The organism is Oscillospiraceae bacterium MB08-C2-2 (assembly GCA_035621215.1).
Taxonomy (GTDB): domain Bacteria; phylum Bacillota; class Clostridia; order Oscillospirales; family Ruminococcaceae; genus WRAV01.
The window spans coordinates 1,012,694-1,029,942 of sequence record CP141729.1 but is presented as its reverse complement, the minus strand read 5'-3'; the positions used below and the strand labels follow the sequence as shown (position 1 = coordinate 1,029,942).

At 43.1% G+C, this 17,249-nt stretch carries 20 protein-coding genes and 1 pseudogene; 10 read left to right on the top strand and 11 right to left on the bottom strand.

Features of this window, described 5'->3' with window-relative positions:
• Nucleotides 1-270: 270 nt before the first annotated feature.
• The 5 genes from U6B65_04620 to U6B65_04600 form a co-directional block, all read right to left on the bottom strand.
• Nucleotides 271-774 (bottom strand): hypothetical protein, encoded by a 504-nt coding sequence (locus tag U6B65_04620; protein ID WRS28421.1) that lies wholly within the window; start codon nt 772-774, stop codon nt 271-273.
• Between the two features lie 70 nt (nt 775-844).
• Nucleotides 845-967, bottom strand: coding sequence for a hypothetical protein (locus U6B65_04615; protein WRS28420.1), 123 nt, complete (start codon nt 965-967; stop codon nt 845-847).
• Between the two features lie 13 nt (nt 968-980).
• Nucleotides 981-1,628 carry a type A chloramphenicol O-acetyltransferase gene (gene catA, locus U6B65_04610; GenBank protein WRS28419.1) on the bottom strand — a complete coding sequence of 216 codons (648 nt, stop codon included), beginning with the start codon at nt 1,626-1,628 and terminating at the stop codon, nt 981-983.
• An 80-nt stretch (nt 1,629-1,708) separates the two neighbouring features.
• Nucleotides 1,709-2,203, bottom strand: a complete 495-nt coding sequence (locus U6B65_04605; protein WRS28418.1) for a GNAT family N-acetyltransferase — start codon at nt 2,201-2,203, stop codon at nt 1,709-1,711.
• A gap of 201 nt (nt 2,204-2,404) precedes the next feature.
• Nucleotides 2,405-2,692, bottom strand: a complete 288-nt coding sequence (locus U6B65_04600; GenBank protein WRS28913.1) for a DUF3781 domain-containing protein — start codon at nt 2,690-2,692, stop codon at nt 2,405-2,407.
• Nucleotides 2,693-3,143: 451 nt separating this feature from the next.
• On the opposite strand from U6B65_04600, the gene U6B65_04595 reads away from it, so the two are divergent.
• The 3 genes from U6B65_04595 (at nt 3,144) to U6B65_04585 (ending at nt 5,845) form a co-directional block, all read left to right on the top strand.
• On the top strand, nt 3,144-3,521 hold the full coding sequence (locus U6B65_04595) for a BlaI/MecI/CopY family transcriptional regulator (protein WRS28417.1): 378 nt from the start codon (nt 3,144-3,146) through the stop codon (nt 3,519-3,521).
• Between the two features lies 1 nt (nt 3,522).
• Nucleotides 3,523-4,779 (top strand): M56 family metallopeptidase, encoded by a 1,257-nt coding sequence (locus U6B65_04590; GenBank protein WRS28416.1) that lies wholly within the window; start codon nt 3,523-3,525, stop codon nt 4,777-4,779.
• Nucleotides 4,780-4,906: 127 nt separating this feature from the next.
• Nucleotides 4,907-5,845 carry a hypothetical protein gene (locus tag U6B65_04585; protein ID WRS28415.1) on the top strand — a complete coding sequence of 313 codons (939 nt, stop codon included), beginning with the start codon at nt 4,907-4,909 and terminating at the stop codon, nt 5,843-5,845.
• A gap of 7 nt (nt 5,846-5,852) precedes the next feature.
• Here the strand turns inward: U6B65_04585 and istB are convergent, their stop codons facing one another.
• Both istB and istA read right to left on the bottom strand, forming a co-directional pair.
• The gene (gene istB, locus U6B65_04580) at nt 5,853-6,650 is read right to left on the bottom strand and encodes an IS21-like element helper ATPase IstB (GenBank protein WRS28414.1); all 798 of its coding nucleotides are present in this window, start codon (nt 6,648-6,650) and stop codon (nt 5,853-5,855) included.
• A complete protein-coding gene (istA, locus tag U6B65_04575) occupies nt 6,643-7,860 on the bottom strand; it encodes an IS21 family transposase (protein ID WRS28413.1) in 1,218 nt (405 codons plus the stop codon). Before istA ends, istB begins: the two co-directional genes overlap by 8 nt.
• Nucleotides 7,861-8,093: 233 nt before the next feature.
• Between istA and U6B65_04570 the strand changes: the two genes are divergently transcribed.
• From U6B65_04570 to U6B65_04550, 5 genes are all read left to right on the top strand, one after another.
• Entirely contained in the window at nt 8,094-8,507 is a 414-nt protein-coding gene (locus U6B65_04570; protein ID WRS28412.1) for a sigma factor-like helix-turn-helix DNA-binding protein, read from the top strand.
• Between the two features lie 130 nt (nt 8,508-8,637).
• Nucleotides 8,638-8,823 (top strand): helix-turn-helix domain-containing protein, encoded by a 186-nt coding sequence (locus U6B65_04565; GenBank protein WRS28411.1) that lies wholly within the window; start codon nt 8,638-8,640, stop codon nt 8,821-8,823.
• Between the two features lie 335 nt (nt 8,824-9,158).
• Nucleotides 9,159-9,908, top strand: coding sequence for a MerR family transcriptional regulator (locus U6B65_04560; protein WRS28410.1), 750 nt, complete (start codon nt 9,159-9,161; stop codon nt 9,906-9,908).
• A gap of 109 nt (nt 9,909-10,017) precedes the next feature.
• On the top strand, nt 10,018-11,217 hold the full coding sequence (locus tag U6B65_04555; GenBank protein WRS28409.1) for a M28 family metallopeptidase: 1,200 nt from the start codon (nt 10,018-10,020) through the stop codon (nt 11,215-11,217).
• Between the two features lie 466 nt (nt 11,218-11,683).
• Nucleotides 11,684-12,097, top strand: a complete 414-nt coding sequence (locus U6B65_04550) for a sigma factor-like helix-turn-helix DNA-binding protein (GenBank protein WRS28408.1) — start codon at nt 11,684-11,686, stop codon at nt 12,095-12,097.
• Between the two features lie 112 nt (nt 12,098-12,209).
• Here U6B65_04550 and U6B65_04545 read toward each other — a convergent pair whose 3' ends face one another.
• Nucleotides 12,210-12,365, bottom strand: a complete 156-nt coding sequence (locus tag U6B65_04545) for a hypothetical protein (protein ID WRS28407.1) — start codon at nt 12,363-12,365, stop codon at nt 12,210-12,212.
• Nucleotides 12,366-12,709: 344 nt separating this feature from the next.
• Between U6B65_04545 and U6B65_04540 the strand changes: the two are divergent.
• Nucleotides 12,710-13,051, top strand: a pseudogene (locus U6B65_04540) (type II toxin-antitoxin system PemK/MazF family toxin).
• A 96-nt stretch (nt 13,052-13,147) separates the two neighbouring features.
• On the opposite strand, the gene U6B65_04535 reads toward U6B65_04540, so the two are convergent.
• Complete coding sequence (locus U6B65_04535; GenBank protein ID WRS28406.1) at nt 13,148-13,903, bottom strand: tRNA(His) guanylyltransferase Thg1 family protein; 756 nt, start codon at nt 13,901-13,903, stop codon at nt 13,148-13,150.
• On the bottom strand, nt 13,893-14,342 hold the full coding sequence (locus U6B65_04530) for an AAA family ATPase (GenBank protein WRS28405.1): 450 nt from the start codon (nt 14,340-14,342) through the stop codon (nt 13,893-13,895). The genes U6B65_04535 and U6B65_04530 overlap by 11 nt, the downstream gene beginning before the upstream one ends.
• 443 nt (nt 14,343-14,785) lie before the next feature.
• Between U6B65_04530 and U6B65_04525 the strand changes: the two genes are divergently transcribed.
• Nucleotides 14,786-15,358, top strand: a complete 573-nt coding sequence (locus U6B65_04525) for a helix-turn-helix domain-containing protein (GenBank protein ID WRS28404.1) — start codon at nt 14,786-14,788, stop codon at nt 15,356-15,358.
• Between the two features lie 296 nt (nt 15,359-15,654).
• Here U6B65_04525 and U6B65_04520 read toward each other — a convergent pair whose 3' ends face one another.
• On the bottom strand, nt 15,655-17,238 hold the full coding sequence (locus tag U6B65_04520) for a DUF6119 family protein (protein WRS28403.1): 1,584 nt from the start codon (nt 17,236-17,238) through the stop codon (nt 15,655-15,657).
• Between the last annotated feature and the right edge of the window lie 11 nt (nt 17,239-17,249).

Below are 17,249 nucleotides of genomic sequence, written 5' to 3'. Positions count from 1 at the left end.
TGATGCAATTTTGAAGCTGCGGGCTTTGTCCGCAAACACGCAATGCGTGTATATGAGCATGAGGTCGGTATAGCCCGCCTTTGGCGGTTAGCGGCAGAGCGCCGCTGTTTTAAATCTATACAACTATAACAGCACAGGCCACGTTATTCTACCTTATCTTTCAACACTGAAAGCTTTGAGGATTTCCATGGAGAGCGGTGTATTATCTTGAATGAGTGATAAAAAGCAGGAGGTAAAGAATGTTCCTCGGCTTCCCGCTGGGCCTGCAACTCAATTTTGGAGGGATAAACGCAGCTGGTAAAACTGGCGTGCCCACGCTGGGTAATCCTTATATGCCTCATCCTCAAGAATTTTTGAGAGCGTTCTTTTGCCCACACGTGTATCCATGATTGCCAATACTTTTATGATATAGTTTTCGGATTCAAGGGCTTCCTGAATCGGCATATTGCGAAATTGAAGAACCGCCTCTAAAAAATCCATTTCATAGTAAGTGCAGTTGGCATCCCATTTAGGCTTCATTTTTTCAACAAGCTTTTTATAAGAAGAACCGGGCATTTCATCGTATAGAGGTGTGATGTCCCTCTCCTGATGATACATTTCTATCCATGAAAAGCAGACCAATTCTTTGCCGTCCAGCAAAATGGCAGCTCTGCCATAGGAATTATGCACATCATGATACCGTGTAAGAAAATATGTGACCCTGTTTTTTAATGTGTCACATAGCGCTTCACTTAATTGTTTTTTGAGTCCTGCCCATGATTTGTAATGATCCATACATTATCATTCCTCAGATTGATCTAAAACATGTCTCCCTTTTGTTCCATCGGAATTGATGTAGAATCCGTCAACGATTTCTTTCATTCCACGGCCGAACCTCTATAAAGGTAATGAATTTATCATAAAAGTCATCAAATAAGAGAATTTCAGTGATTTCTACACAGCCCTGTATTTTAATTTCTTTTTGCATAGCAAACACCACCTTATATCCAGTGTTCGGGATTTGCCGCCATTTGGCGCAATGCTTCTACAAATTTCCCGACATGATAACCGTCGCAAACTGCATGGTGGCATTGGATAGCAAGGGGTATCAGCGTTTTGCCACCCTGCTTTTTGTACCTTCCCATGGTGAATATGGGCAGCAGATAGCTACCATCTGAAAACACATTGATGTTAAAAGCAGTGAAATCCAGCCACGGTACACTGGAAATATTAAAAACATTGCTGGGAGTATTCTCTTGCGGAAAAAGCTCTCCATTTGCATACTGTTTGGAATCTCGCAAATATGCCTGATGGAACCCTGCAAAGCATGCATCGTATTTCGTCCACACCGCTGAGAATGTTTCTGTGCCCGGATTGAAAACTGTATACATGGGATCGATGATATCCCAATACCCTAAATGGCCATCTTCAGTGGTTGTCATTCGAAACTCCGGAAACTGATTCACAATAGTGGAAAGCATATAGATTTGCACAGGGTAGGCTTTTAGCCCTCGCTCCTTTAACCGTGTGAGCAAATAGGAAACATCAATATCCACCGTCATGCTATAGGAGCATTTTACATTGTTCTTATAATGTTCGTAGTGGCTTTTTCGCGCCCATCGCTCCATTGGTATCTCAATAAATTTCATACGATTAGCCTCCTAAAATATAGGATGTTCTCTTTTAGGAGGCAACATTGCTTGTTTTCACCATAGCAGCACCGCCTCGACTATTGGATTCTCATTTTATATAAACCGGTAGTAGGGTCTAAAGTGAATCCGTTTCGTTCCAGAAGTTTTATGGAGTCAATGTTCTCGGGAACAGGATCGGCTACAATCTGTACAGGATTTTCCTGTGTACAAATCAGGAGGCACAATTGTTGAACGATTACACTGCCTAGCCCTTTCTTTAGAAAAGATTCTTGCCCAATCAGATAATCGATGCAAAAAGTCCCCTTTGGTTCAGAATCCCATTCAAAACCCGCCGGTGTTTTGGAACAATCATAATACTGGCAAAATCCGATAGGCGTATCCTGATAGAGAACGATGTAATGATTGAGCCAACCGAAGTCGCCACTGTCATTTCGAATTTCCGACAGCCATTCTTCCGAGTCACCATACCATTTTTTTATGTAATCCTTGTTGAGCCACTCTTTAATAATAGAAAAATCCTCTTTTTTGACTGGGCGTAAAGAAAGCATATTTTTATCAATAATTTTTGCCATGGAATTACCCCCTCTTTCAATGAACTATGAATTTTATTATAACTCATTTGTCTGTCGAAGTGAACCAATTTATCCCAAGCTGTCACACACGTGGCGGCTTTTCCTATATCCAAAATCAAAACCAGAAAGAAGGATCGAGGTTTTAAAGCAGTGATATATGATGTTTCGGCACACAAGGACTGGAACGATGATTTAAAAACCTCATGCTCGTTTGTGTGCGGTGATGATCGTGTAGCTGTGGGCATTTACAGTTATTTCTCGGCCATCCACGGCGATGTACCAGTTCTTGCCCTTTCGTGTGATCGTGGCATTTGCCGTTTCTATTTTTTCTCTGCACCAGCCAACCACATCATCGGTATCTAAATGCAGATTCCTGTGGATACGTTCAGCTCCCAAATCCGTGGTATGCAGCTGATCTAAGTTTGAAAGCAGAAGTTCAGAATTACAGTTATCATCAGATAGGGTTTGTGGCCCTTTGTCCGGTTCCATTTTAAACAATGCCTCTATAATCAGCGCCTTTGAAATATACATTGCTTTCAGCCGGTTTCGCAAAAGCGTATGCTGTGAATTTCCATCCGGGAACTTCTCCTGCGCTTTTTCACATTTCTGAACGATGGAGTTAATGGCACGGAGCGCCTGCATTAATTCTTCAGGTTTATACTTTTCCATAATGTTTTACCTCATTGGTTATCATGAATTTATCTTACTATAAAAATCACAGAAAAGAAAGGAGCTGCCTATACCACGCTCTATTATACCCTTAGTGGAATCAAATCCAAAACGGTGGGTGACGGTCACAGCGAATCATCAAGGGCTATGAGAACGAATAAATCAATATATACATTTGTCTATCCACCTCTTGACATTTATTATAGACAGTTGTATAATAACGCATTATAGACGCTTGTATATTTTCTAATAAGCGATAGGAGCAGAGATAATGAAAAGCATTAAGAAACTTCCCGATGCGGAGTTTGAAGTAATGAAAACTATATGGGAGAATGAACCTCCCGTCACCACCAACATTTTGATGGATCAGCTGGGCAATGAAAAGGGGTGGAGGCTACAAACACTGATTGCGCTTTTACTTCGATTGGTTGACCGAGGATTTTTACGCACCGAAAAAAACGGTAAGGAGCGTACCTATTATCCTTTGGTGGATAAAGAGCAGTACTTGAAATTTGAAACCAGCAGCTTTATTGAGCGATTTCATAACCGATCCATCATCAGTCTTGTGGATACTCTGTACGATGGATCGGAGTTGAAAGAGTCCGACTTAGATGAGCTGTCAAAATGGTTAAAAAAGCGGGGTGAATAAGATGAGAGAGATATTTTCTGTTTATCTTCAGAACTCCCTGCAACTTTCCTTAATTATCTTGCTGATGCTGTTCGTTTCTCCGACATTGGCACATCGGTATTCAGCAAAATGCCGCTATTACTTATGGGCAGTTGTTTTTGCAGCGTTACTTCTGCCCCTTCGGGCGAATATAAGACTAACCTTGCCGGAATTCCTACAGACAGTCGCACCACAAAGCACAACACAAACCGTTTCTGATGCCGCCATTGCCAATACCATAGCAAATTGGGATTGGCTTCAATATGCAGGATCGCTGTGGATCGCAGGTTCAGCTGCTTTCTTAATCTGGCATTTGCTTTCGCACTTGCGCTTTTTATCCGCAATAAAACGCTGGAGCGAAGATGTGAAAGATGAAGCCATATTGAGAACCTTTTACAGCATACAGACTGAGCTGCGTATCAAAAAACAGGTTTCCATCAAATCCTGTGCCTGCATCAAAACACCAATGGTGGTCGGATTGCTTTATCCCGTGGTATTGCTGCCGCTGCAATTTCATTTTTCTCAGGACGAGCTGCCGCTTATTCTCAAGCATGAGCTGGTGCATACGAGAAGAAAAGATTTGTGGTATAAAGTCTTGATGATGGCAGCCCTCGCTATCCACTGGTTTAACCCGGTCATCCACCTTGCTGTAAGATCGGTTCTAAATTTATGCGAAATCTCCTGTGACGAGGAAGTATTAAAAGGGATTGGCGCAAAAGGACGCGCACGATATGGAGAGTCCGTTATTGGCACAGTACGAAACAGCAGCACTTACAAGACAGCTTTATCCACAAATTTTTACAGCGGAACAAATGGTATGAAAAAGCGTATCCATGCCATGATGGACATGGCTAATAAGCGCTTTTCTCCAGTATTGTTTCTTGCGGTCTTGGTTATTACCATGTGTGGAACCACTGCCTTTGCGTTATCGCCGACTCTGCCCGTTGTTCCCGAAAGCAATGAACAACAGTCCAATAAAACGATAATGACTGATACAGAGCCGAGTTATGTGTATACCACAGAGCCTAATGATATGTATACGATGACCCCATCCGATACGTCCCCAGATGAATCAGAGAGTCAAAGTGCCCTTGACAACAGCTTACCACCCGATGCGCTTATACCCATCTATGAAGATACTCCTGTGGAACCGCCCCAAGCGCAGCCTTATGACTCTGAAATACATGATCCTGATATGTATCACTTAATTCCTCGTATAATTGCTGACGATGAAAACTAATTCATAATAATGCACCAACACGACCCCGTTACCACCAAAGCAAGGTGGTCGTGCACTCTAATTATAGACAATTGTCTATAATTAGGCTTTTATTAGAACAAATGTAAAACGAAAGTTGAGATAACCAATGAAGAAAATAGCGAGTTTACTCCTATCGCTTTTGCTGACAATGGCAATAGCGGGATGCACTTCACGGAGCAGTGACACAAGCAATACCCCAATTAACAGTTCTGCTGTTTTGGATGAAAATCCCTTCCAAGACGAGGATGAAATCGCAGGCGGTATGCTTGGCAGTATCGGACATAGCCCGACAAATATGAATCGGGATGAAAATGGAAAGAAACTGCCCTTTGTTTATAAGGGGGGAGAAATCAGCATTCCTTATCAAGTTTCTGCCACTGGTAAAGCAAAGAATGTTGGCTTTCTTATGTTTGTGGACGGCGTTGCACAACCGTATAAAACAGACACTGCTCCCGCATATCAAACCATGCACATTATGGACTTGGAGGCGGACAACAAAGAGTACCTTTTTTCCATCATCTTTGAACCGGTGACAGGAAAAAAAGGAGATACCCTATCGCTTATGATTATCAGCGTATATGCTCCCGATTTTCAGCCTGATATGGAGAACACCAGCAGCTACGGTATGTATCATGATACTCTTGCCGGTGATTACGAAATCACTTTTGAAGCAGATGCCCAATCCCCAGACAGCAGCACACTTCCCAAGTATAAGCAATTACACAACATCAAACAATCCACGGAGCCAGTTACACAGGATTACCTTGATAGCCTTTCTATCTATTCGGCCATGGAAGCCGTTACGTTGGAAACGTTGAACAAGCAGGTTTTCGCACAGCAGTTTTTTGATGGTGGGGGCGGGCTAATAAGCAACCTGAAAGTGAATGCAGACGGAACGCTCCACGTAGCCTTCAAAATCGTGGGATATCCCGGTTCACGGTATCAAAACACCTTTTACATTAATCATTGTCAACGGCGGTTTAAATTTGCAATAAAACGCCGAATAAATTTTGTAGGTTTTCGGCGGGAGGAATGTCGGGTATAAAGTTAGATTACTGAGCGTTCTGCTCAAACAAGGTATTGACGATTTGCTGCTTTTGCTTCATGTACTCTTTGCGCTCTTTCAGGCGATAACTTTCGCCCTTGATGTTGATGACGGTACAGTGGTGAAGCACTCTGTCGAGGATAGCGGAAGCAATGGTAACATCGGCAAAAACTTCATTCCACTGGGAAAAAGTCTTGTTTGAGGTAAAGATGGTAGAGGCTTTCTCGTATCTTTTGGCAATGAGTTGAAAGAACAAGTTAGCGCCTTGAATATCCATGGGCAAATACCCAATTTCGTCGATGATGAGCACCTTGTAACGGATGAGGGTGCGGAGTTTGTCTGGTAGCCGATTCTCGTAGTGGCTTTTCTTCAGCTGCTCAATGAGGGTATGGCAGTTGATGTAGTAGGTGGAGTAGCGGTTTTTGGCGGCAACCATACCCAGCGCATTGGCCAGATGGGTTTTGCCAACGCCAGGTGGCCCCAAAAACACTACATTCTCAGCATTCTCCACGAACCGCATGGTAGAAAGCTCGTCGATCTGGCGCTTGTCGATGGAGGGTTGAAAAGAGAAATCAAAGTCCTCCAAGGTCTTCTTGATGGGGAAGCCGGACATCTGAATCTGCTTCTCGTAAGCTCTCTGACGCTTGCTCCTAGCCTCTTCGGTGAAGATATGATCGAGGACATCCACAATGTTGAGTTCATCCTTGATAGCTCGTTCCAGGTAGTTGTCGATGATCTCCAGGGTATTGCGCATTTTGAGGGATTCCAGGTTTTCTTTGAGTCGCTCGTACAAAACTTCACTCATACTGCGCCACCTCCGCTACTTCATCGTATGCGGACAGACTTGGCGGCCGGATAGGAAAATCAATGACATTGTCGCCGTCCAGCAAGGTGTTTTCGATGTCAAATGATTGCTTAAGGGTTAATCTTCGGTAATGTTGGGCATTGACTACCATATCTTTTTTCTGGTACGATATGCGGTGCAGGGCGATTTGCTTTCCTTCGTAGTAGGCGGCAAGCATGTTGTCCAGGGCTACGACTGCCACATCTCTGCCGACGTATTCTGCTGGTACAGAATACTGATTGCCGGCATACGAGATGAGGCAGTCTTTTTGTACCCGGCGCAGGTTGATTTTGTCGATGATATATTCTCTGGAAAGGGGGCTGAGGCCCTCTTTTTTTAGCCTCTCAAATGGAATCTCATTTGTGGTGGCGTGCACTTTCCCATTGACCTTGTTGCACCATGCCACGGCCTGTCCGTTTAGGTCGTCAAGCGAATTGTACCGGATTCCCACCATGAAATTATCCCGAACAAACGCCACTGTCCGCTCCACCTTGCCCTTTGTCTGGCCCCGGTAGGGTCGGCACAATACCGGCTTGAACCCGTAGAATCCAGCAAAATCCTCAAATTGTCGGTTGAGCGTGCTGTCCTCCTGCCGGAGCAGACGCTTGACGACCACCTGCTTCATGTTGTCGTACAGTATCTCCTCCGGGTAGCCGTGAAAGTACCGAAATGCGTTCTGGTGGCAGCGGATCAGCGTGTTGGTGCTCATGTCCGTCACAAATTCTATGTACCGCATCCGGGAGTATCCCAGCACCATCAGGAAGCAGTACAGCTTCTTCTGTTTCCCATCTTCCAGCACAACATGATCTTCAAAGAATGCCCAGTCCACCTGGCCTTGTAGCCCCGGCATCGTCTCAAACCGCACCGTTGCTTTCTCATCCAACTGTCCTTTTTTCCCTCGCACGTAGTGCTTCACGATGGAGTATTCTCCCGGAAATCCCATTTCCTTGATCTTCTCCAGTATCCGCAGCGCCGAATACGGCGCTTCTTCCAGCCACACGTCAATCTGTTCTTTGTATGGATCCAGTTTTGATGGCTTGGGATCTGTCAGGCTGTACACCGGTTTTGTGTCGGCCTGGGCATATCGTTTTGCTGTGCGTGGGTCTATGTTGTACTTGCGGGCGATCTCTGTGTAGCTCATTCCTTTTTGGCGGTCGCTTCGGATGTCCATCCAGTTGTCTCCTTCCATTTTGCCACCCTTTCTATCTGCTTTTTACAGACAGAAAAAAGTGTATCATATGTCATCCCTATCCGCCAGAAAACTGCATTTTTTAATTGGCACTTTCCTTCATTTTATCATCGGCGCTGACACTTTTTTTACTGCCCAAAATCATTCTACGATGCCGATCACCGCCTCTTGTCCTTCGTTTTCAATCACATTTTGAAAATTTGGAGGACAAGCATATGTCAGAGAACAAAAAATATACCATTGTTGTAAAAAGGCAGCGTGTAGAGGTCAGTGAGGCCGTCTACCGTGCCTACCATAAAGAACGGGAAGCAGAACGCTATCAGAACAAACTGATCCGTCAGAATGAGCTGTCGCTGGAGCGGTTCCATGAAGATGGTGTCAACATCGATTACCTCATCGTCCGTATTCAGCCAGACATCTTGGACAGGCTCATTCATCAGGAGCAGCTGGAGGCGCTGTGGATTGCTCTTCAATCCCTATCGGAGGATGAACGCTCTCTTATTGACGAACTGTTTTTCAATGATAAAAGCGAGCGCAAGTTGGCTGCGGAGCTTGATATTCCCCGTATGACACTGAGTGATAAAAAGAATCGGATACTCAGAAAGTTAAAGAAACTTATGGACAAGTAAAAAACAAATCCGTCCATCCCCCTCATTTTTATAAGGAAACGTGAGGGGGATTTCTTTTGCTATAAGAGCATCATTGATTTTATTCGCTTTTGCGTATATACTGTAATAAAGATATTATGGAGGATTACAAATGCTTGATTATATTTCTGTACAGCAGGCTTCTGATAAATGGGGGGTCTCTAAACGAAGAATACAAAAACTCTGCGAAGAAAACAGAATTAACGGAGCGGTTCGCTTCGGTCGTGCATGGGCAATTCCCAAGGATGCGCCAAAGCCTGCAGACAGCAGGCTGAAAGAAAATAGGAAAAAGGAGTGATATCATAAAGCAAGTTCTCTAGCAGAGAATGATGTGATGCTGAAATCCGGCTTGTGATATACTTCGAACTGAATGGATATAAAACTATTTCTACCCATGATGCAGCGGTAATTCTGCAAATGAAAAGTTTTTTGCTCCGATAATTTTGAATGTTAATCTACCTAACAGCAATAGTTTTTGAACTGTGTAAAAAGTTAGGGCTACACGAGGCATTCTGATAATATTTCTAACCGACCATGATCTGGCTCTGGAAGCGGTCGGCAAAACCGACAAATCAAATGCATTACCTATAAAGTGTCCTTGTAATACAGCATCTTGTTGAAATGGAGGTTTGCATGAAAAAGCACACAACTATTGAATTAGCCAAGATATACCATATTCACCCAAACACCATACGCCTCTATGAACGTTTAAATTATATATCTATGCCGGAAAGAGCAGCTAATAATTATCGAATCTTTACAGAATTGCATATATTTCAAATTGAAATATGCCGTTGTATTTTTGGATACCCCTTTACGAATAGAAATATACGGAATGCTGGAAATGAGGTTATGTGGGCATCAGCAAGACAAGAGTGGAGCATTGGTAAGCAAAACGCAGAACGATATATACAAATTATTGAACAGGAAATTAAAATTGCCAGAAGAACAGCTATCATATTAAATCAATGGGCAAATACAGTAGCTACGCAAAAAGATACAGACAGTGACAGCTATCTATCACGCAAAAAAGTAGCTGACCGTTTTGCCATTACTGTAGAAACAGTTCGAAATTGGGAACGAAATAGGCTTATTGTTTCAGTTAAAAAAGGTGAAAAAGGTGAGCAACTTTATTCCAGAAGTGATTTAAATAGAATTAGCATTATTTATATGTTGATACAAGCCGGTTTTAGCATTGCTGCAATACAGAGAAGTCTTACTATGTATGAGAACGGGCATACAAATGAAATTGTAACTGCTTTAAATAATCCCCAATATGAGGAACTTGTTTCTGTTGGTGATCGATGGATACATGAGCTAGAACGTCTGAGCACAGCGGCACAAACAATACCTTCAATTTTTGACAAATTAGCAAATTTATAAAACAAACCTTACACATGCACACCACCCCCTTCTTTAATGCTATTATTTTTAGTAGAGGGTAGGTGTGTTATTTTTTTATCTTTAAATCAAGGGCAGGAGGATTGTTATAATGAAAGATTTTCTAAAACTATTATCAAAGGAGCGACCTGTTGGAACAAACGCAAATACGGAATTGGTAGAGATGATTGAACAGAGCTTAAGTGAAATGGGATACACCGTACAATCGTTACCATTTAATTGCATGGTATGGAACAGTGGACTATCCTCTATCAATACTGATAACCAGAGTATTACAATTGAGCCAAGTCCTTTTTCAGAGCCATTTAACGGAAGCGGCAAGTTGCATCTTATAAAAACATTAGAACAATTAGAAAATATCAACTGTAAGGACGATATCTTAGTGCTTGCAGAAGATATGACCCGGACACCATTGCAACCGAAGAATTATCCCTTTTACTATCCAGATGAACATAAAACGATCATTTCACTGCTTGAGAAAAAATCACCCAAAGCTATTATTGCTGTCACCGGAAAAAACACATTAAATGGTCAAAATCCTTTTCCGCTTTTTGAAGATGGTAATTTTCTTATTCCGTCTGGCAGTATTGAGGAGCAGCATCTAAAAAAACTAGAAAAGTTTTTTCAGCTAAATGCGCCCGTGAACTTAGTAATAGATTCACACAAAATAGAGGCAAAAAGTCGTCAGATCGTTGCATCAAAAAAGGCGAAAAAATCAGCAGGAAAAATTATAATTGCCGCACATATGGATACGAAGTACAACACGCCAGGTGCGCTTGATAATGCAACAGGGGTTGCTGTGTTATTGCAAACGGCACAATCATTAAAATCCTCGGTATATGATATAGACATTGTTCCGTTTAATAGCGAAGAATTCTATGGTGCCAATGGAGAATTGGAGTATCTCAAACTTCTTGAAAGTGAAAGCCAAAACATTGCACTCATGATAAATATAGATTCTCCGTGTCATAAAGGTTCAGATACGGCTATTTCATTTTATAATTTGAGCAATCCAATTGAGAGAATAACTAATACTCTGATTGCTAACAGTGCCAAAATGTCAAAAGGTGAGGAGTGGTATGCTGGGGATCAGGCTCCATTTATCTTTCGTGGAGTTCCATGTGTTGTTGTAACATCATCTGATTTTTTCGATGGAGCATTAGAATATACCCACACTCCAAAAGATACTTTAGACACCGTTGATTTTGAACTAATCAAACCTACGGCACAGTTCCTTGCGAATGTCATTGATTCCCTTTCTGTAAGAACAAAAACAGAGATTGCCAATTGACATTTAAACCTTGTCAGCAACGATGAGAAAACCATTGTGATATCCATGGAAATCTATTTCTTCATACCCGCCAAATAAAAAAACGGCGCTTTGGCGGGTCATTCTTCATGCCTGAATATCTAAAGCATCCCTCCAAACCCGTGAAGTTTGGAGGGATTTTATATGTGTTGGTCTTTACAGGCTACACCGCTGCGCATTTGCTGCAGCGACATTAAGCAATCTGCATAACCAGTACATACATAGGTAACTTGTTAAAAAAAGCCTGTGTCTCTCGACGGATAACTATACCCACCAACACGAACCAGCAGAGCAGGTAGAATGTGAATTAATATATAAGAGCGTATCATTGGACGATCATGTCCACAGGTACGCTCTTTTTTTACTGTCCAAAATCATTCCCCGGTGTCGGTCACCGCCTCTTGTCCTTCGTTTTCAATCACATTTTGAAAATTAGGAGGACAAGCATATGTCAGAGAACAAAAAATATACCATTGTCGTAAAAAAGCAGCGTGTAGAGGTCAGTGAGGCCGTCTACCGTGCCTACCATAAAGAGCGTGAAGCGGAACGCTATCAGGATAAGTTGATCCGCCAGAACGAATTGTCGCTGGAGCGATTCCGGGAGGATGGCGTCAATATTGATTATCTCATTGTCCGTGTACAGCCGGACATCTTGGACAGGCTCATTCATCAGGAACAGCTGGAGGCACTGTGGATTGCTCTTCAGTCCTTGCCAGAGGATGAACGCTCCCTCATTGATGAACTGTTTTTCAATGATAAAAGTGAGCGGGAACTTTCTGCAATGATCTCTGTGCCACAAAAAACTATTAACGACAGGAAAAAACGAATCCTGCTTAAACTTCGCAATCTCATAGAAAATTAATCCGCTCAACCCCCTCACTTTTTCCTTTATAGAAGTGAGGGGGATTTTCTATCTCTCTCCTGTTCCTTGAAAAACACCGAGCCATTCGGTCATATCCAGCAGCTTAAATACGTTAGCTGTTCAGCTCCGATGAGGGGAAAGCGGCTTTGGAGGACACGCCAAGACCATCTGCGGATAGGTCAGAGCTATCCGTCAATACGATAGCATCAAAGGTGCCGAGCGAGAAATGTCCGTCCAAGAAGCAATCCGTGGTAGATTGCCCCGCCATGACCTGAACAGCCTACAATGATACTTCTGCACAGCCACAGACATCGCAATGGGTGCAGCCGCCGGAGAACCCGGCGGGGGTGAGATTCCCATGACAGCCGCAAGCCACGGCTGGTTTAAGCTGACTGCCCAAAGGACGGAATCGTCCTTAACTGCAGGCACTTTGTCTGTGGTGTTCTGCTTCGGGAAGTAGTGTCGAATAGAAGCAGCAGAAAACGAAGAACAAGAGTTTTGTTATATCAGAAACTATGAGGACAGCCGCCCTGCGGGTAAACCCGGTCACAATCGGCGGCTGTCCTTATCCTTGTGGTATAACACTGATTTCATAAAAAGGAGGAATGGAAAATGCATATTTATAAAGGCGATATGCTCTACGCCGATTTAACGCCGGTTGTAGGCTGTGAGCAGGGCGGCATTCGACCGGTGTTGATCATCCAAAACGATATCGGAAACCGCTACAGCCCTACCGTTATTGTGGCCGCCATTACCAGCCGCACAGAAAAGAACCCTCTGCCCACCCATATCCGACTGTGCAGTCAGCAGTATGGACTGAGGCAGAATTCCCTTGTGCTACTGGAGCAGGTGCGAACCATTGATCGTTCCCGCCTGCGTGAGTACATAGGCCATTTGAGTGAGCCGCAGATGCAACAGGTCAATGAAGCCTTAGCGGTGAGCTTCGGTCTGGATACCCTGCCTGCGCAGGAGAACCTGCTTGGCAAAGTAGGCGATGTAAAATGCCAGGATCAGGACAGCGGTAATACATTGGATGATCATCCCCCCCTGCTATTTTACAAGCGCTTCGATAAATTGCCCATACGCATCCTTCATGGGCAGATCGTAATCCACTTTGACCCTGCGGCGCATGGCTGTTGTTTCCTCCTGCGTGACAGGATTGACACCTGTTTTCTCATAGTCTTCCCAATACAGACCAATGCCGCGCTTCTGCCAGTTTGGAACCTCGTTAAAATTGATCCCATTTTGGAACAGGAATTCATTCTTTTCTGAAACAGCCTTGCCACTGAGAAAAGCAGTGGCAGCTTTGGCGGACTCCCCGTTCTTGCGCATCAGCCAATAGCAGTGGGCGTTTAGTGCGTTGCGGTGCGCATCCTCATTGCGCCAGCGAAAGTAATCTACGACCAGTGCTTTCGTCGGCAGCTCGGAAATGCGGCAGTCAAATACACCAATGTCACCAAGCAACAAGGAGAATTTTGCACTCGCTTCACCTGCGAGCACAGACTGATATTTGCGCAGCTTCCTGCCAAACACCCGTACATCCTTGTGGAAAAGCAGCGAGATTTCATCACTTTCGGTAAAGCCATAGAGGATGTCAAAACCGCAGTTCATAAGGTGCTTTACGGTTTCCACCATCATATCACGGAAATGGATGTCAAACGGGGCTTTAAATTGGTGCACTTCCTTGGTCAGACGCGTGAAGCTGCGGCCATCAATCCGGGCAACCATATAGATTTCAGGCGGCACAGAGTAGTCATGGGCAGTTTCATATATGCGCATTTTGCTGTCAAGCTCATCAAATTTCATCCTGGTACTCCTCTACAATAAAATCACGATCCGGGCCGATGCGCACATAAAAAAGCTTATCAAACCCTTCGTCATAGGATGGCAGCTCCAGTTTGCTATGGGTTGCCAAAAGCGCCTGTATGGGAAGACACTCCTTGCCGCTGCGCTCTTCGTTTCGGGTAATGGCTTCTTTGATAGCAGACTGAAAGTAATAGCCGGACACTGTGAAGCCAGCATCCTTGGCAGCAGCAATATACCTTTCGCGGTCGACTACAGTTGGGTTAGTATTATCAACGACAAACGGCTGCTTTGCATGAATGCAGGCATTGATAAGAATGTTTTCCCGGTTTCGGGTGCGCAGCATATCAAGGTTGATGCGCATATGGGTTTTGTAAAAATGACACTTATAAAATTCGCTTTTCCCTGTTGCTTGGATGCCAACAAACAAAATCATTTCCATTCGGCAAAACACTTCCTTATAAGAAAAGCCCATAAACAAGGCGTTTATGAGCAGCTTGGCGGAAGCGGTGGGATTCGAACCCACGTGCCCGTGAAGGCAACCGCATTTCGAGTTATTTGAGGGCAAGTTTCGATGAGATTATCAAGGTGACTTTGAGATAAATTGATATCCCGTGAACCCGCATGAATAAAGGCTTTCTGGGCACAAACCATGAATTTACAACGCTTCGGCTCAACCCCCAAATTTTACGGTTTTCAAAGCAAAGTGTAGAAAAACCGTAGAAAAACGACCAGCGAAATAACCTTAAGATACTTTAGTTTCCTGGCATTTATAAAAACATAAACCATAGCGAAGTCCTACCATTGACATTGATTTTAAGTGAATAACGCAAAACAGACAGAGCTAATATCTGTCTGAACCATCAATGCATTGGAGGGATGGACATGGCAACTGACTACTCTTACCTTCTGACCGAATATCCGGAAAAGATATGTCAAGACCAATTTTACAGGATTTGCAGAATAAGCAAACGAAAAGCCACATGGCTTTTAGAGAACGGGTATATTCCCTGCGAGGATACAGGGAAAAAGACCCGTAGGTTCAAAATCCGAATAATGGATGTGATTGAATACCTTACCCGCTTAGAAGATTCTCCGGAGTCCCTGCTGACACCTCCCGGAATTTTTTCAAGCGGAATAAAATATAGACCTAAACACAAAATTGTGGAGCCGATAGATTCAGATAAATTTATGAAGATGCTGAAGAAAAGGTGGAGCAGCTCTCCTGATGCCCTTACCGTGGGCAATGCTGTGAAACTGACCGGTTACTGCAAAACCACAGTGTCAGAATGGATAGCCAAAAAGAAATTATTCGGGGTGTGGTACTACAACAAATACCTGATACCCAAAGACTGCCTGATCGAATACATGGCAACCAAAGCCCACCGCATCACTCAGAAATCCAAAGAGCATTCTGCTCTGATACAAGAGTATCAAAAAATGAAGAAGCATAGTTAAGGAATGCTATTAGAAAAAAACTGTTTTCCACATATACTCTTTAAGGTTGAACCGTTATATCTTAAACCAGGAAACAATTACGTTGTTTTATAAGTTATAACTGATAAAACAACAGAAGCGATAAGCTCAAGACGAACGTTCAGACTGCAAGCCCACTTTGAGTCTTGGGCCTAATCCTTTTTAAAGAAAGTCTGTAAACCTTGATATTTCCAGGTTTTTGTCCATATCAAGCAAAGATTGATACCGGTGTTTTACCCTGCATCAATCATTTGATAGGGAGGAACGCAACCAGTGTTCTATATCGCAGATTCCTCTACTTTCACAAAACGACGATAACCAACATTTACCGCAGGGCTATAGCCTGCATCATGAACCGCTTGTATCCAGTCATTCATTGCAATAAGAAATGTAATGGAACTGACCTCCGATAGTTTTGTTAGATCCGATTTTCTTTCGTCAAAAATTAGCCACAGGCAGATTGTCGTGACACCTTGAACACTTTCATCTTGTGAAAGCCTCTTATTTTGAATAAGCGATACTGTTGTCAATGATTGGTCGATGACATATATGAGCTTTTGGGGCGTTCCCATTTTAACAAAATACAGACAATCGTCCTTTTTCATATCAGCAATTTCAACATTAAAACCTCGAACCCCTTCTTCGTCAGCGCTACTTTTGTGAAGGACGGTATGCCCACGTTGCTCCATCATATCAATTAGCGTTTGTTCTTCTTGATTAACAACGCCATATTGCCGTTGTTGTGTCTGAGAATATTTTTTTAATATAACAGGGGCATCGCGATTAAGTTGGACGCTGTCAATTTTATCTTTCAGATAAGCCACATAGTCTTGAGAAAATTTCATCCATCTTCCCCCTATGAGGCAGCACCAATCATCTGTAACGTATTCAACCAGTTCTTTTATAGGTTGTGTTAAGCGCCGTTTTCCATCTTTCCATAAGCCAACCTTTACTCTATCAATATCATCAATAACACTGATGCCCTTGCCGGAGATATTCGACAAAAAATGTCCAACAGTTTCCTTTGATATAGAATCTTCCTTACTCGCTTTTTCCACGAATTCTTGTTCACCAATCTTCGTTTTTATCTGCATCGCAAACCCATCGTATTCATCGGTGAATGTAAAGAAAACGGAATTTAATGAAAACTCATCAATATTTACTGAAACGGAGTTTTCGCGTAAGCTTTGGCATAACAAAGAATCCAATCGCCTGATTTCAGCGGCATCTTTAATTACTTTTGCTCTTGGGAGTTGAATACGAGGCGGCAGCTTCATGGCTGCTTCAATCTCATCTAAAATGAGATATACTTCTTCTGGGATATGTGGAATTGACAACTTAACAGATTGTCCAAACGTTACGGACTTTCCCCAAGTTTCATGGGCATCGGTACTGCCTTTGATTAATCCGATTGACTCACCGCTCTCATAACTCAATTCATTATTCCGAGTGTATGAAGTAATAGTCTTGCTTCTACGCGATGAAAAATGTTTTGCCTGTTTCATTCTTGATCTTTGAAAAATACGCTCCGCAAGTTGTAGCCCGAAGTCGTAGTAACAAAATGGTGATAAGTAAAAATGCGCTTTTCCAAGGCTTATCGCGTATTCTCCGCCTTCTGGCACTTGAATAAGAAGAATGGCAAAATAGCTTTTATTGCTGGGTTCTTCATCGAGGTTTACAAATGACGAGTATAGCCGAATCCACTCAATTTGAGCTTCAATAGGCTCGTCGGAGAAGTAAAAAGAGTGAACATATCCATCAATATCTTCATGATACGTTTCGGTTAGACCAACCTCTTGAAATTTTTGAAGCATCCCGATGCGTAACTCAGGATCAACTTTGAAGATATTATAGTTTGGCATATGTATCCCCC

Excerpts from the sequence above, each read along its gene's own strand:
- U6B65_04560 (WRS28410.1), top strand. The coding sequence starts at position 9,159 with ATGAAAAAGCACACAACTATTGAATTAGCCAAGATATACCATATTCAC.
- U6B65_04595 (WRS28417.1), top strand. The coding sequence starts at position 3,144 with ATGAAAAGCATTAAGAAACTTCCCGATGCGGAGTTTGAAGTAATGAAA.
- U6B65_04615 (WRS28420.1), bottom strand. The coding sequence starts at position 967 with ATGCAAAAAGAAATTAAAATACAGGGCTGTGTAGAAATCACTGAAATT.
- U6B65_04585 (WRS28415.1), top strand. The coding sequence starts at position 4,907 with ATGAAGAAAATAGCGAGTTTACTCCTATCGCTTTTGCTGACAATGGCA.
- catA (WRS28419.1), bottom strand. The coding sequence starts at position 1,628 with ATGAAATTTATTGAGATACCAATGGAGCGATGGGCGCGAAAAAGCCAC.
- istB (WRS28414.1), bottom strand. The coding sequence starts at position 6,650 with ATGAGTGAAGTTTTGTACGAGCGACTCAAAGAAAACCTGGAATCCCTC.
- U6B65_04620 (WRS28421.1), bottom strand. The coding sequence starts at position 774 with ATGGATCATTACAAATCATGGGCAGGACTCAAAAAACAATTAAGTGAA.
- U6B65_04550 (WRS28408.1), top strand. The coding sequence starts at position 11,684 with ATGTCAGAGAACAAAAAATATACCATTGTCGTAAAAAAGCAGCGTGTA.
- U6B65_04590 (WRS28416.1), top strand. The coding sequence starts at position 3,523 with ATGAGAGAGATATTTTCTGTTTATCTTCAGAACTCCCTGCAACTTTCC.
- U6B65_04600 (WRS28913.1), bottom strand. The coding sequence starts at position 2,692 with ATGGAACCGGACAAAGGGCCACAAACCCTATCTGATGATAACTGTAAT.
- U6B65_04525 (WRS28404.1), top strand. The coding sequence starts at position 14,786 with ATGGCAACTGACTACTCTTACCTTCTGACCGAATATCCGGAAAAGATA.
- istA (WRS28413.1), bottom strand. The coding sequence starts at position 7,860 with ATGGACATCCGAAGCGACCGCCAAAAAGGAATGAGCTACACAGAGATC.
- U6B65_04530 (WRS28405.1), bottom strand. The coding sequence starts at position 14,342 with ATGGAAATGATTTTGTTTGTTGGCATCCAAGCAACAGGGAAAAGCGAA.
- U6B65_04520 (WRS28403.1), bottom strand. The coding sequence starts at position 17,238 with ATGCCAAACTATAATATCTTCAAAGTTGATCCTGAGTTACGCATCGGG.
- U6B65_04545 (WRS28407.1), bottom strand. The coding sequence starts at position 12,365 with ATGGCGGGGCAATCTACCACGGATTGCTTCTTGGACGGACATTTCTCG.
- U6B65_04565 (WRS28411.1), top strand. The coding sequence starts at position 8,638 with ATGCTTGATTATATTTCTGTACAGCAGGCTTCTGATAAATGGGGGGTC.
- U6B65_04535 (WRS28406.1), bottom strand. The coding sequence starts at position 13,903 with ATGAAATTTGATGAGCTTGACAGCAAAATGCGCATATATGAAACTGCC.
- U6B65_04555 (WRS28409.1), top strand. The coding sequence starts at position 10,018 with ATGAAAGATTTTCTAAAACTATTATCAAAGGAGCGACCTGTTGGAACA.
- U6B65_04570 (WRS28412.1), top strand. The coding sequence starts at position 8,094 with ATGTCAGAGAACAAAAAATATACCATTGTTGTAAAAAGGCAGCGTGTA.
- U6B65_04605 (WRS28418.1), bottom strand. The coding sequence starts at position 2,203 with ATGGCAAAAATTATTGATAAAAATATGCTTTCTTTACGCCCAGTCAAA.